Here is a 14369-nt window from a genome sequence, read left to right as displayed (position 1 = left end):
CAATGACAGAGTCAGCGATTATATCAAAAATATGGAACCTTGCCAACGTCATGCGTGATGATGGTGTAGGATATGGAGATTATTTGGAACAAATTACCTATTTGTTGTTCCTAAAGATGGTGGATGAATTAAATAAGCCTCCATACAGTAAAAACATACAATTACCTCGCATCAAAGACATCGAAGGAAATGAAATTCCTAATGGTGATTTATGCGATTGGGAGAGTTTACGTGCTAAAAATGGAGCAGAATTAGAAAGTTTCTATTCGCAATTATTACGTACACTTTCTTCAGAGAGAGGGATGTTAGGGCAAATCTATGCAAAGAGCCAAAACAAAATCCAAGATCCTGCCAAGTTATTGCGTGTCCTTAATTTAATTGATCAAGAAGATTGGTCATCAATGGGATCAGATATAAAAGGTAAAATCTATGAAGGTTTATTAGAGAAAAACGCTGAAGATACCAAGTCTGGAGCAGGGCAATACTTTACACCACGTGCTTTAATTAATATTATGGTACAATGTGTACGCCCCAAACCCATGAAAACCATTATTGATCCAGCGTGTGGTTCTGGTGGTTTCTTCTTGGCCGCTTATGATTATCTAAGTAAACAAGCATTAGACCGTGATGAAAAGAAATTCTTAAAAGAGAAAACTTTTCATGGTAACGAAATTGTAGCCAGCACACGTCGAATGTGTCTAATGAATTTGTACCTACACGGTATCGGTGAGATTGATGGTGAGCCATTAGTTAAATCATCTGATGCTTTGATATCATCTGAATCAAATACGTATGATTATGTCCTAGCTAATCCGCCCTTTGGTAAAAAAAGTTCATATACCGTTACCAACGAAGATGGTGAAGTAGAGCGTGATGATATGAGCTACAATCGTCAAGACTTCTGGGAAACGACTTCCAATAAACAGTTGAATTTCTTACAGCACATCAAAACCTTATTAAAAATTAATGGAGAAGCAGCAGTAGTTTTACCCGATAATGTTTTGTTTGAAGGTGGAGCAGGTGAAGAAATACGCAAACGTTTATTAGAAACAACGGAGCTTCATACTATTTTACGCTTACCTACAGGAATTTTCTATGCTAATGGGGTAAAAGCAAATGTATTATTTTTTACGAATAAAGCAGCATCGAAAGAATCGCAAACAAAAGAGGTTTGGATTTACGATTATCGTACCAACGTACACCATACCTTAAAGAAAAAGCCATTAAGCGAAGTCGATTTACAAGATTTTGTGAAATGCTACAATTCAGAAAATATTTACAACCGTACACAAACTTGGTCAGAAGAAAATCCTGATGGTCGTTGGCGAAAATACTCGTACAACGATATCATTGCCAGAGATAAAACTTCATTAGATGTTTTCTGGATAAAAGATCAATCATTAACTGATTTAGACAATCTCCCGGAACCTGATATTTTGGCTCAAGAAATTGTAGATAATATAGAGTCTGCTTTAGGTAGCTTCAGAGAGATTATGAAAGAATTATAATAATTATTTAATGTTAATTAAATAAACAATAAGGGAGGCTAAGAAGCCTCCCTTATTGTTATTTTGTTTTTCTGAAAGTCCAAGGTTCTTGAATGTTCGGGATTGACAAGAAATTGTTGTTTTTAGTTTTAGTCTGCTATTAAAATGAAGATTAGATTGCGTTAACCATACCAGATAAACCTATTAGTGGTAAACAATCGCCTCATCTCATCCATTAGTTTTTTAGCCAATGGACACTACGGTTTCCCGTACAAAAGTTATCTATCAGTCTTGTATTTTTATACAATATTATTTGATTCATTATTAGATTTCAAGTATCTTGTAGGAGACTTAAATATGGATATGGAAGCAGTACAAGCCGAACCGTTTATTATTAACCAGGATTCTTTGGAGCAGCAGTTCAAAGAGCACCTTGCAGACATTGACAATCACCGTATCTTATTCTCTGGGCTATCTGAGCAGTGCAAGACTACATTCCTTGATAAGGTATTCAAAGATGAAGTAGAGCAATATCACACCATAAAACTTTACCCCGTCAATTATTCTGTATCTTCCAATGAGGATGTATTTCAATTGATCAAGTTTGATATATTGACGCAGCTTATTGGTAAGCACAAAATTTCAAAGAATATTATAATGATCAATGGATAGAATTTGACACAAAGTTACAAAAGAGATTTTTATTAATTCATTGTAGGTGTTGTTTTTTGAATTGGATTGAAAAATGGAGAATAATATATTGAATGTTATTTCTGAGATATCATCTCAGCTAGCAACAGAAAAATCTTACAATATTCAAAGCACTTGTGTCAGATATAGCATTTGTAATGGAGAGGATTTTTCGGGAGGAAGCAGTAGCAAAGAGAAATATCTTTTCTCTGTGCTTAGAGGAAAAGATGATAAATTTATACTGGACCTAGCAGAGAAAGTTATTGTTGATTATGACTCTGATGGAGTTGCTTTGAGCCTGAATAATTATTTCGAGGGTAAGTATTTTAAGATATCTATCCTGACACGTCAAAAGCTACTAAGTGAACTGTTCAAGATAGATAATCTTAATGGCCGTTTGACTGTAGTTGAGTTTATGAAGCATTGTAATCTACGGTATAGTGCTCCTGTAAACTTTGATGATATTATGAACGCTGCGTTTTTAGGAGACGTATCTTTTAATAAAAAGACTAAAGACCCTGAATTACCTGATCTTCTAAAAGAATTAAAGTTACATGAAAAAAGAGATCAAGCTTTTTTTGCATTTCTAGAGGGAATTGTACATCCTTATGCAAGAGAAAATACTGATTCAAACTACCTCATAAAGTTGATTAATGAACATCTTCAAGAGGACGGGTATGTTTTTTTACCAACTGATCGAATCTCAAATGAAATAGTATATAAGGTTTTTAAGAAAGGTGGAGTTGATAATGTCGTAAAGAATCTAATTTTTGCATCTAATGGATTTAAGCCAGATATCGTACTCGATGATGCTTTAAGTAACGTAATTAAAATAGTTAAGAACGAAGAGTCATGTTTAATTTATGAACGCGAAATTAGGTCACAGGGATTAACTTTTGTAGAGATGGTTGATTGGTATGCCGCTAAATTAGAAACAGAACCAAGTTTAGAAACCGCTAAATCTTTAAAATCAAGATTATCATCTTCATTAGCGTCACCTCCGGAAAAAGTACTTTTTGAGACATACTTTAAGGAGTTATCACCAATTTATAATAAAAAACTACCGGCTTTAATCCCACAAATTTATCTGCATTATGACCCTTATTCAGTAAAGAGGTTTGGTTTTCAATATTTATTAAGACAGCGAATGGATTTTCTTCTTTTGCTTCCAAATAATTGTAGGATTGTCATTGAAGTAGACGGGAAACAGCATTATTCCGATGGTGATATTGCTTCTCCATTAAGATATGCAGAAATGGTTTCACTGGATAGAGACCTCAAGCTCATGGGGTATGAAGTATATCGATTTGGAGGATACGAACTTGTTGAAAGTAATAGAGAGATGATAAAGAATTTCTTTATATCATTATTTGAAAAGCATGGTATTTCTTAATATTTAATAGAAATGAAAATAAATTTAAATAACATTGGTCCAGCTGACTTAATAGCAGCATATGCGGCATTAATGTCAACTATTCTGGCAATTCGCGAGATTGCTAGGACAAGAATGAGATTTAGCATATCATATTATCAAACAGGCGAAGCAGATGTCGATAATGTAATTGTTTTGTACAACGATTCATCAAAGAGTGTTACGATCGAGGGCTACGAGATATTAACCAGTAGTCGTAAAACAATTTTCAGACTCAATCGTAGATCAATTCATTTAGGTAATGAGGGCGACCTAGTACTATTTACTATATTACCATTTGAAACAAGAAAGATACCTATTACTGATCAGTACAAGTTTGTTTTAAGGAGAAAAGAAAGACTTTACATTAAATTGTGGTGCATGGGAAGAAAAAGGCCCATAACTAAACTTGTATATTCTTAAAAGCAATGGGATCAGCGATCTTGCCTTATATTGTTTTTTCTTTTTGTTAAATTCAATGTTAAGCTAAAATATAAAGTGAAAGAAACCAATTTAAGCAGCTTAGAAGCAAAGCAGTACCCTGAAAGACTAAAACACCCTATCATAATCGAGGATGGCACTTATCTAATCTATGAGGGTCAGATACGACTGCATTGCGAGCATAACGAAGTTTTATTGCATGGAAAGGTGGAGTATAAGTTAGTACGATACCCACGCGTATTTGTAAGCGGTAGATTAATTTCGGCATCGGATCCATTCCGTATAAATAATTTTGTTTATAAAATTATTATACAAGATAGAGATTGTGGTAGTTTGACTATTAATAACTCAACTATAAGCTCTGATCCAGAAAAATCAATTGTCCAAGGTGTATCACGAGATTTTTTTTGGCAAATAGAAGATGTCGAACCTGATTACTTATTGTTTGCAATTCCAAACTTACGAGAATTATCTGGAGGGAAATTGCTCAAAGATATAAATGGAACTACTACAAGGAGATCTATGGACAGATTTTTGATTTCCAAAGCAAATCCATTTCTCGTGATGGACAAAGTAGAAGATTTTAAGCAACGGCATAGTCAATTGAAAATTGACGGACAATATGATGTCCTGTATACTGGGAGGTTTGATTTTAATCAGAGGTTGTCTTACACAGAGTTTAAGTACATTATACCTGTCTTTTTGAGTTTTATTAATGGGAGGAAGGCTAGTACGATAATGAATGCAGGTATGGTAGATGGGCGACCCGTGTTCATAGATTTCTCAGAAGAGACAGTTGAACCGTATCTATATGTCAGCTCATGGAGTTTAATCCACTTTCCTGTCTTTGAAGACTTATGGTGTAAATTTAATGAACTTTGGAAAGACGAACTGGATCGCGACTTTTTAATAACTGTGATACATTGGTATGTAGAGGCAAATTCTAATTCAGGGAAATTAGAAGGTGCTATAATTCTTATGCAAACTGCTTTAGAATTAATATTCAATTGGCTCATCGTAGAACGTCTTAATCTAGTTGATAAGAAATCGGCAAGGGGGTTGAGTGCTGAAAGAAAGATAACATATATCCTAGAACAAATAAATGTTTCCATAAATATTCCTGAATCCTATAATGAGTTAATCTTGTACCTAGAGTCTGACAATGGGCCAAAGGCTATAACCGAAATCCGAAATGCACTTGTGCATGGCGATGTAAACAAGAGAAAGAAAATGCTTAAAGTATCTAGTAAGATTACGTTCCAAATACTTCATTTGGGAATCTGGTATATTGAGTTATCAATTCTTTTCATACTAGATTATAAAGAATCATATAATAATCGTACAAGCGTAAATAAATGGACTGACTCTGGTGAAAGAGTTCCTTGGGTAGAGCAATAAATAATAATATAGAATATGATATTAAGAATGAGCAGTTACTCCTATCCTACGAAAGAGGAGTGGAGTAAGTTTGCAGATGAAGCGTCTATTGATAATAATTTTGGCTTTCCATGGGTGTCGGAATTAAGGTTGCTCATGAATAGAGAAAAGACTATTGCTGAAGTTAATCAAATACAAAATCTGCATGAGTGGGATTGTCTCCTCAATAAGAAAACTTGGAACCTCAGACAGTCGTTTATCAATGCCATGGTGAATTTCCATAGAGGGATCGCTTTAACTCCTAAAGATTACAAAAGTGAGAGTAAGATGATTAATCTTCTGCAATACGAACTTTATAGCGAGATGACATTTTATTATTTAATATCTACCCGTGATTTAGTGCTACAGATTATAAATCTGGCCTGGAAATTATCTCTAGCGGAAAGCAATAAAACAAAACTGCACAAAAGAGATCTTGTGGTCACTTTGGAGAATGTAAAAACAGGATTGCAAAGAGGCGATTTTTTGAATGTTCACAAGATTGTTGTCGATATGGAATCGGGAATGAAAGAAGCGAATACTATACGCAACTCCATGACGCATTCCTTTTCAATGTTAGATGCAGATGGAAGAAGCAGCGTTTCTGAGGATGGAAGGACATATGGTGCAGGTAAAGGACATAAGACCAGTTTTGAAGAACAGGTTAGAATAATGCGTAACTCTTTAAATACTATGTGTGCTTTTATGCGGTCATTAAAATCGGAACTTATACATAAAGGCTTTGTCCTAGATTCAATGGAGAACTAAGAAATAAGCATAATTTATATATACAAAGTGTAATATAGATCAACCATACCCTAATTCAAATATTAACATCTATGAAAAAGCAGAAAGGACCTGTAACTGGAAATTGTAAACTGTTTGGAACATTCGGTGAGTTAAAACATAGTCATATTGTTCCTAAGTTTGTTTTGGATTATTTTAAAGCTACCGGATCGAGATATCTACGTGCTTTCAATGAGCCAAACCAAAGACGACAAGACGGTGCAAAAAAATATTATTTATCTCAAGAAGCTGAACAATTGTTTAGCATTAAAGAGAAATGGTTTGCTGAGAATATTTTCAAACCTTTTATGGTTGAGAAGCGAGATACACTACAGTATGATCAAACCTTGTACTATTTTTCAATTTCGGTACTCTGGCGTGTTTTGTTAGAACAACTAGATGTACCTGAAATAAAAAATAACCGACTTTTAAAGATTCTAGAAGAGGTCGAACTAGATTGGAGAAATTATTTAATAGATCATACATATGCGCCTAAGTTTTCTGATTTGAATCTATTTCTGAGTGATAGAATACGTCATCATGACACAGGTGTAGAAGGTTTAGAGTATTATTTTACCAGGACAATCGATGCAACAGTATTTTCAGACGATAATGGTGATTATGTAATTGTCTATTGTAAGTTTCTACGTTTTGTTTTTTGGTCAATAATTAAGAGCCCCAAACCGAATATCAATTCTGATTTTATTATCAGGCCTATTGAATCTTCAATATCTTTTCCACAAGGTATCACTGATACCTATTTTATACAGACTCTTGTGGAAAGAGCTAGGGCAATATCTAAACTACCGAAGGCTAATGACTCACAACAGGATAAAATTATGAAAGAGATTATTAATAACCCTGATTCCTTATTTCAATCTGATGCTGGTCAAGCTATTTTTAATGATCTAAAGTTGAATGGAAAAGAATAGATATTTATTAAATATCTAACAATAATTTAAAACTATTGATTTTAATACAATACAAGAATATTATGTTATCAATTTGTGAGAAATGCTTAGTTGAAGATAAGCTTATAGAATATGTGAGAAATAATGGGATGATTTTAAATCATTGTGAAACATGTGGTGCTGTCAATGTGTATGCAATTGATCTTTACAATGATGTTGTTTTTATGCAGGCTGTTCGGTCTCTTACTAGATTGAATTATAATGAATGGGATTATAATACACACTGGGGAGGAGTAAATCCCTCACAATTAATTTGGAATGATAGACCGTTCTTTTCGAACAATTTTTATAAAAATGATGATACAGCTGACGAAATCATAGAATTTATATTTTACGAAGCGTACTATGAGCCTGAAAAAGGAGTTTCTTTGTTTTATGGTTATGGTCCTGATGGACTTCCTGCTGGTTTTTACTGGTCTATTAAAAATAGCCATAACGGTCGTTTATCAAAATTAAAAGCAAGTATTTCCACCAAAAACTACCTCACCGCATTATCAATTATTCAAGAGGTCGTGGAAAATGCAATTGCTAACCTTACAGTAGAAGTTACAGACTTATTTTTACATAGAGCTCGAATAGGATTCGCTGAGCAGGGCTATGATGGGCTTATTGGAAGTCGGTGAGCGAATAAAGTATACGCCTTACACTTCTTCGGAGATATCTTCTCCACCAAGTTATTTAGCTCGAAAGGGACGTATGAATCGCGAAGGGTTTTCATTTCTCTACCTAGCAGAGGATATAGAAACTGCTATTAATGAAATTAGACCGAATCCAGGTGATATAATTTCAGTTGGAGGATTTAGACAAAACTAAATGTTGAAAATTTTAGATTTCACAAGTGTAGACATATCTAAATACTGGTTCAACGACAAGCTTTTAGATGATTATTTTGAGATTTATAGTTTAGGAGAATTTGTTTCAGAACCTTGTGGTTCCGATGGAGATCATATATATATATTTACTCAACTTATGGCAGAAGAATTGCTACGAAATGGGTATGGTGGAATAAAATATAAAAGTTCTTTCACTGGAAAGTCTAATTACACGATCTTTTCTCCAGGCGATTTTGTTTTTGAAGAGGGCTCTTCGGTTGTTGTGGAGATCAATAAAGTTGTTGTTAGATATGAAGAAAGAGAGATTCTGAATTCTGAAAATAAGAGGTTGTTGAGTTCTTCGAAAGTGTAAAATAAACAAAATTGTTCATGAACTCAATTGCCAAAACTTGGCCTATAAAGCCATCGGTTCCTCCATTTGTTCAAAGTCCATCTTTGTTAGCAATCCAATTTTATTTTATCCTACTTTTTTTATAAATTACAAGCTCTAATTTATAATTAATACTTAAATGAAAATCCGATATGATGAAAATGGCGTTCACTTGTTCAATAGGAAATCCGGTGCGAATATCCTGATCGACGAGCTGAATGTTCCTAGCGACAGCTGGTCGAGAGCACCTAGGCATGTTTCATTTGCGCTTACCAATGTCTGTGATTTGAAATGTGCCTATTGCTATGCGCCCAAGGACAGGTCGGAACTCAGGATGGAAGACCTCAAAAACTGGATTACAGAGATTGATCGTGGCGGATCACTTGGCGTTGGATTCGGAGGTGGTGAACCCACACTGTATCCAAAATTTGCAGAGCTTTGTCAATTTACAAATGCCAATACCGATCTTGCTGTTTCTTTTACCACCCATGGTCACCGGATTACTGCTACTATGGCAGAACAGCTGAAAGGAAATGTACACTTCATCCGCGTAAGTGTAGATGGGCTAGGTGAAACCTACGAAAGGCTCCGCGGACGATCATTTGCAGGTCTTCTTTCACAGATGGAGCTGATCGGATCGATTGCACCATTTGGAGTGAACTATGTCCTAAACTGTGATACTTTACCGGAACTTTCGGAAGCGATCAGCTACTGGGAACAGTTTGGCGCTACAGAATTTTTGATTTTGCCGGAAATAGATTTTACTGGTTCTATTTCAACAAACTTACTCGGAAATCTGAGGACATTTCTTTCTACATACTCGGGCAAGCTGCCATTGAGGATCAACGAGAATTGTTCAGAGGATATGCCGGTCGCTCAACCATTCCATGACAGCGATCCATTGCAGGCTTATGCATTTGTCGATGCAAGGGGAAGGCTAAGGGGAACCAGTTACCGTCACGATGGAATAGACATTTGCGGAAAGAGCCTAATAGAGAACCTGGAAAAAATGAGAAACTATTTGGCACAACTAATTTAAATGACATGAAAATTTGGAATTCATATGGCTCGGAACATTCGGCCAATCTGGTAATGATCGGCAGTTTCAGGACCAAAGCGGAGGCTGAAGATGCGAATAATGCGATAGAACAGATCAAGGAATATCTGAGCGATTCACAGGAAAGCTATGAGGACGGAACTCGGTTTTCAAAACCACTACGCGAGCTATTAATGACCCTTAAGGTCTACACGCTGGCACCAAGGGAGATTGATCAGTTCAACTATGATGCAAGGGCTGAGCTCAAAGATGACCGGATTGTAATTACCACGGAAGAGTCGGATTTCTCTGCTTTTCTTAAAATATTGATAGAATTCAATGCAAAGGTAGAAGTGTATTCAGCGCATACTTACACAGGAACTGGAGAAGGACGTTAAAGAGGATGAACTATGGTTAATTGGTCTGTTTTTGAAACGCTACCAGGTGATGCAACTTATAATTTTGAGATGCTCTGCCGTTCTCTTGTATGGTTGAATTATGGGCGTTTTGGAAGTTTCAGGGCGCTATTGAACCAGCCCGGAATTGAATTTGAACTTAAGCTGCATACCGACTGCAAGCTTGGGGGTGCAGGTTGCCATTATGGTTGGCAGTGTAAATGGTACGATCTTCTGAGCGGTAAGAGCATCGGCAAGACGCGTCGCTCGCAGATCAAGGATGCATTGGAGAAAACTCTAAATGCTACACCAGATCTGACCGATTGGGTGCTCTGGACCAGACGTCCTTTGACCAAGTCAGACCAGATCTGGTTTTACGGGCTTAGCGAAAAAGTAAGGCTTCACTTATGGACCAGTCATGAAGCCGAGACGCTGCTGAACCTGGAAGGGGAACAGCTCAAACGGACCTATTTTGGAGACCTTATCCTCACGCCACAACAACTGCATTTGCAGCATGAGCAGTCTGTCGCACCGATCAAAAAGCGTTGGTTTCCACAAGTACATCAGGAGGTAGATGCCGAGCGCTATCTTCAGCGCATGTTAGGAAGCCCTACGGCGTGGGAAGAGTTACGGAGACTGGCGGAAGCTTTGCGGGAAAATTATGATGAGATCCAGCTGCGCCTTGACACTGTACCAGAGAAACTGAAGGAGTTGACCTTTGAGTTTCAATCTTGTGTACTCTCGTTTGCCGATCAGCTTGACACTGTATATAACCAGCTTAGTGATGGCAATTTTTTGCACCTTCATCAAGGCATATCATCAGGATTGGAAGAGCAGATTAAACAGGTTGACAGTTTCCCCAGAAAGGCACGTGGAGCCAGAATTCAGATCGGACTCATTGCAACAGATGCACTGGCGGACCTTCACGAATCCATCCAGGCTCTGGAAAAGGTGATGGATTTTTTAAATACGAGACTTGTCGGTGTAGTAGCAGATGCAGGGGGGGGGAAAACGCAGCTATCTGCGGAGTTGACTGCGTCTACTGACAATAGACCGGCAGGCATTCTGTTGTTGGGGCGGTATCTGGTTCACGGAAGTTCGCTCGATAACCTGGCAGCAAAGGTTGTAATCAACGGTACGCCTGTTCCAAGTATGCAAGCGCTATTAGCAGCGGTAAACGCAGCAGCCGAGCGAGCCAAGTGTATCTTGCCTATCGTAATCGATGGACTGAACGAGGCTGAGGATCCAAGGGAATGGAAATTATTATTGAGTTCCCTAGAACCGGTATTAAAGATTTATCCGAGCGTACTGCTGATCTGTACACTTAGGTCCGGTGAACAAAAAAGAAGCGGAAGAAAGGATGACCACAGGTACTATTATGATATGGATGACCCCAAGCCGAAACCTTTTGTCGATTTGTCCCTTCCCGATGGAACTTTCACTGTGGAAATACCAGACTTCGGTGACGATGTGAGTGATGCCATGGCGAGGTATTTTGAATATTTCAAGATCGATGCACAATCTGGACTTGTCTATGAAAACCTGTTGAGCCATCCACTAACTCTAAGGATATTCTGTGAGGTCACCAATCCCACTAGGGAAAAGAAGGTCGGGATGGAGGCAGTACCACGTTCATTAGCTGCCCTTTTCGAACGATACATCGAGCAGGCCGCAGGCCGCATCGAAGAGCTGGCCCCAAGACACTGCCGGTACCTTCAGGCGGACATCATCAATCAACTCGATGCGTTCGGAAGACTGATGTGGATCTCAAAGGCTAGGGCTGTCAGCGAAAAGCAGTTCAGAATCGAAATTGGAGATGAGCGGAACATATGGACCAATAGTGCGGTCCACTTTATGGAGCAGGAGGGATTGTTACTGCGTATGACCGGCAAAGTTCCTGGTCAGTTAGAGATTATTCCTACCTATGATCTACTCGGCGGGTTCCTCATAGCTAAATACATCATATCAATCAATGGCAGAGATACGATTGGAGATTGGCTGAATGGTGCAGTTGTACAAACGGCTCTTGGCCTGGACTATTCCACACAACATCCGCTCAGGGAAGACATCATCAGGTTCCTTGTTGCATTAGCTCCACAGTATCATCGCATACAACTCTGGCAGGTCGCGGCTCCTTCACTTCGTGCGGAAGCTTTGGAACAGACCGTGTTACTGGAGCCAAAGCATCTTGACAAAGCCACCCTTGAAGCGATCTCCGAAGCGATCAAGGCATCTCCAACCCACCGGAATAATTATCTTGGAAACCTGATGGGGGTTTACGATGCTGAAAAGCATCCGCTAAATGCTATGTTTGTTGATGCTGTACTCTTAGAATTACCTTGCGCCAAGCGCGACCTTATTTGGTCAGAGTGGTTGCGCAGAAACGAGAAAGGTTTTCAGGAGGACCTGAATGAAGCCATTGATAAATGGTCGAAGGACCTAGGAAAAAGAGATAATGCCGATCAGCTACGTGCAAACTGGATGATGTGGATGTTGACAAGCACAAGTCATAAGCTGAGGCATCTCGCTACCCTTGCGCTGTACTGGTATGGAAGGGGTGCAGTGGAACGCCTTTTTGAAATGACCATTCGGTCGCTGGCTATCGATGATCCTTATGTACCCGAACGTATGCTGGCTGCGAGCTACGGGGCTTCAATGGCTCTTTTCGTAAATCCCGACGAAGAAGGTACTTTTCAGGAGGTACTGTCGGTATTTGCTAGGCAATTGCACGGGAATTTTTTTGCCGAAGAGGCATCGGATGTGACCTCGCACGTGATGATTCTGGATTATGCGCGCGGGATAATTGAACTTTCCGGGCGATCTGCGACACCTGTCTTCAGTGAGCAGGAACTATCGGAAATCCACCGTATACATCCCCTAACTGTCAAACCAAAAGTAAAAAGGATTACGAGCAAGCAGAGCTCGGCAGGAGATTGGCCGCTTGGAATGGATTTTGAGAACTATGTTCTGGGAAACCTTGCAGAAGGCAGGCATACCTATGATTTTAAGCACAAGGGCTATCAGAAAATCAGGTCTCAGGTCTGGTGGAGGATCTGTGATCTGGGCTGGTCGATTAAGGATTTTGGAAAGACGGACCAGATAATCGAAAACAGTCGTAATGGTTATGACCGGCATGACGGCAACAAGATGGAGAAGGTAGACCGCTATGGCAAAAAGTACTCCTGGATTGCATATTTTGAACAAATGGGCTTGAGAGAAAGGCCAAAGGGCGAAGAACTGACGGAATTTTATCAGGACCGAAGGGAATTTGATGCCGATATTGATCCGAGTTTTCCTGATATTTTGCCTTCGGCGAGGATTGTTGACCTAGACATTCTTGGAACCGACGATATCCCGCTTCAAGATTGGGTCAGAAATGGAAAAATTCCTGATCTTAGTGTTTTCTTGAGACAGGACGAACTCGAAGCCGGTCAGGGCCCCTGGGTACTATTGGACGGTTATATCGGACAGCAGGATGAGCACCGCGGGAGGGGCATGTTCGGTTTTATCAGGGCATTTTTTGTGTCGAGGGAACAGGAATCCGAACTTATAAAAGCGCTGCAGAAGCAGCGTCTGGGTGGACGATGGTTGCCTGAAAAGGCCGAGTGCAGATGGATTTTTGCTGGCGAGGTCCCTTGGAGCAGTAATTTTGATGTCAAAGGTAGACAGACACTCAGCTTCGTGGTTTCTGAAAAAACGGTCGAAGTTGAAGAGCTACAAGAGAAATTCTATTTAGATGGTAGTGTATACGAACTTTCATTTTTTGACAGTTTGAAATTAACTGGCATCAACTTTCCGAAAAGCCATGGAAAAGGCAGGGAACTCAGCGATGAGGAATTTGAACGTGTGGAAGTGCGAAAGGAGCCAGTGATGGTCAAAAAAGTTATACAGGAGTTCCTGAAGATCTCCGTGCTGGAGCCGGTTTGCGATCTGAGTACTCCCGGAAAGACCCTGCATGACAACTTCACAGGGGGCATCACGTTAGTTAAGGAGCTATCGGATCTATTAGCGCTGAAGACCATACCCCAAAGCAGAGACCTCATGAATGCGTCTGGCGAAAGGGTTACTTTTCAGAATTCCTACCAGAAAAAATCCTACAAGAACAGCGAACGACTTTTCTTTCTGAAAAAAGATCTGCTGGATTCACTACTCGAGAAATTGGGGATGTCTCTGGTATGGGCAGTTTGGGGGGAAAGGGAACTTTCACTAGGACAGATCGAACATTGGGACAGGAAGAATCCGGATGGTGATTTGTCCTATGCCGATTTCCAGCAGGTCCATGTGTATTCAGCTGGGGAAATGAATAATCGAAATATTTCAGAAGATACTAAAAAAACAACCTAGACTATGGCAAAATTCGAATTATAGATTTTTTTAAATGATTTTTAAAAGACCAAGCTTGAACAGTTCAGCCAGCAGGAGATTGCCGAACGCCTGAATATTTCGGTAAGCACCGTTGAAAAGCACATCACAAAAGCATTGAGCGTTGTGAAAACCGAATTTGCTGCTCGCTAGTGCCAGATTGCTGCAGGA

12 protein-coding genes and 1 pseudogene are annotated in these 14369 nt (G+C 39.0%); all 13 read left to right on the top strand.

Annotated features, from left to right (window positions below):
* Window positions 1–2: 2 nt before the first annotated feature.
* Window positions 3–1508 carry a class I SAM-dependent DNA methyltransferase gene (locus G7B20_RS13875; RefSeq protein WP_164112007.1) on the top strand — a complete coding sequence of 502 codons (1506 nt, stop codon included), beginning with the start codon at window positions 3–5 and terminating at the stop codon, window positions 1506–1508.
* 336 nt (window positions 1509–1844) lie between these two features.
* Window positions 1845–2159 carry a hypothetical protein gene (locus G7B20_RS13870; RefSeq protein WP_164112006.1) on the top strand — a complete coding sequence of 105 codons (315 nt, stop codon included), beginning with the start codon at window positions 1845–1847 and terminating at the stop codon, window positions 2157–2159.
* 73 nt (window positions 2160–2232) lie between these two features.
* The gene (locus tag G7B20_RS13865) at window positions 2233–3570 is read left to right on the top strand and encodes a hypothetical protein (protein WP_164112005.1); all 1338 of its coding nucleotides are present in this window, start codon (window positions 2233–2235) and stop codon (window positions 3568–3570) included.
* Between the two features lie 516 nt (window positions 3571–4086).
* Complete coding sequence (locus tag G7B20_RS13860; protein WP_164112004.1) at window positions 4087–5427, top strand: hypothetical protein; 1341 nt, start codon at window positions 4087–4089, stop codon at window positions 5425–5427.
* A gap of 15 nt (window positions 5428–5442) precedes the next feature.
* Window positions 5443–6213, top strand: a complete 771-nt coding sequence (locus tag G7B20_RS13855) for a Cthe_2314 family HEPN domain-containing protein (RefSeq protein ID WP_164112003.1) — start codon at window positions 5443–5445, stop codon at window positions 6211–6213.
* 71 nt (window positions 6214–6284) lie between these two features.
* The gene (locus G7B20_RS13850) at window positions 6285–7163 is read left to right on the top strand and encodes a hypothetical protein (protein ID WP_164112002.1); all 879 of its coding nucleotides are present in this window, start codon (window positions 6285–6287) and stop codon (window positions 7161–7163) included.
* Window positions 7164–7225: 62 nt separating this feature from the next.
* Window positions 7226–7825: a hypothetical protein gene (locus tag G7B20_RS13845; protein WP_164112001.1), complete on the top strand. Its 600-nt coding sequence runs from the start codon at window positions 7226–7228 to the stop codon at window positions 7823–7825.
* Entirely contained in the window at window positions 7800–8015 is a 216-nt protein-coding gene (locus tag G7B20_RS13840; RefSeq protein WP_164112000.1) for an RES family NAD+ phosphorylase, read from the top strand. The genes G7B20_RS13845 and G7B20_RS13840 overlap by 26 nt, the downstream gene beginning before the upstream one ends.
* A complete protein-coding gene (locus tag G7B20_RS13835) occupies window positions 8016–8387 on the top strand; it encodes a hypothetical protein (protein WP_164111999.1) in 372 nt (123 codons plus the stop codon).
* A 157-nt stretch (window positions 8388–8544) separates the two neighbouring features.
* Window positions 8545–9444: a radical SAM protein gene (locus G7B20_RS13830; protein ID WP_164111998.1), complete on the top strand. Its 900-nt coding sequence runs from the start codon at window positions 8545–8547 to the stop codon at window positions 9442–9444.
* 5 nt (window positions 9445–9449) lie between these two features.
* On the top strand, window positions 9450–9839 hold the full coding sequence (locus G7B20_RS13825) for a DUF6375 family protein (protein ID WP_164111997.1): 390 nt from the start codon (window positions 9450–9452) through the stop codon (window positions 9837–9839).
* 12 nt (window positions 9840–9851) lie between these two features.
* Complete coding sequence (locus tag G7B20_RS13820; RefSeq protein WP_164111996.1) at window positions 9852–14180, top strand: hypothetical protein; 4329 nt, start codon at window positions 9852–9854, stop codon at window positions 14178–14180.
* Between the two features lie 66 nt (window positions 14181–14246).
* Window positions 14247–14351 (top strand): annotated as a pseudogene (locus G7B20_RS19790) (sigma factor-like helix-turn-helix DNA-binding protein); the annotation flags it as partial.
* Window positions 14352–14369: the final 18 nt, after the last annotated feature.

Source organism: Sphingobacterium sp. xlx-96, assembly GCF_011007365.1.
In the GTDB taxonomy this organism is placed as follows: domain Bacteria; phylum Bacteroidota; class Bacteroidia; order Sphingobacteriales; family Sphingobacteriaceae; genus Sphingobacterium; species Sphingobacterium luzhongxinii.
This window is presented reverse-complemented; position numbering and strand designations above follow the sequence as displayed.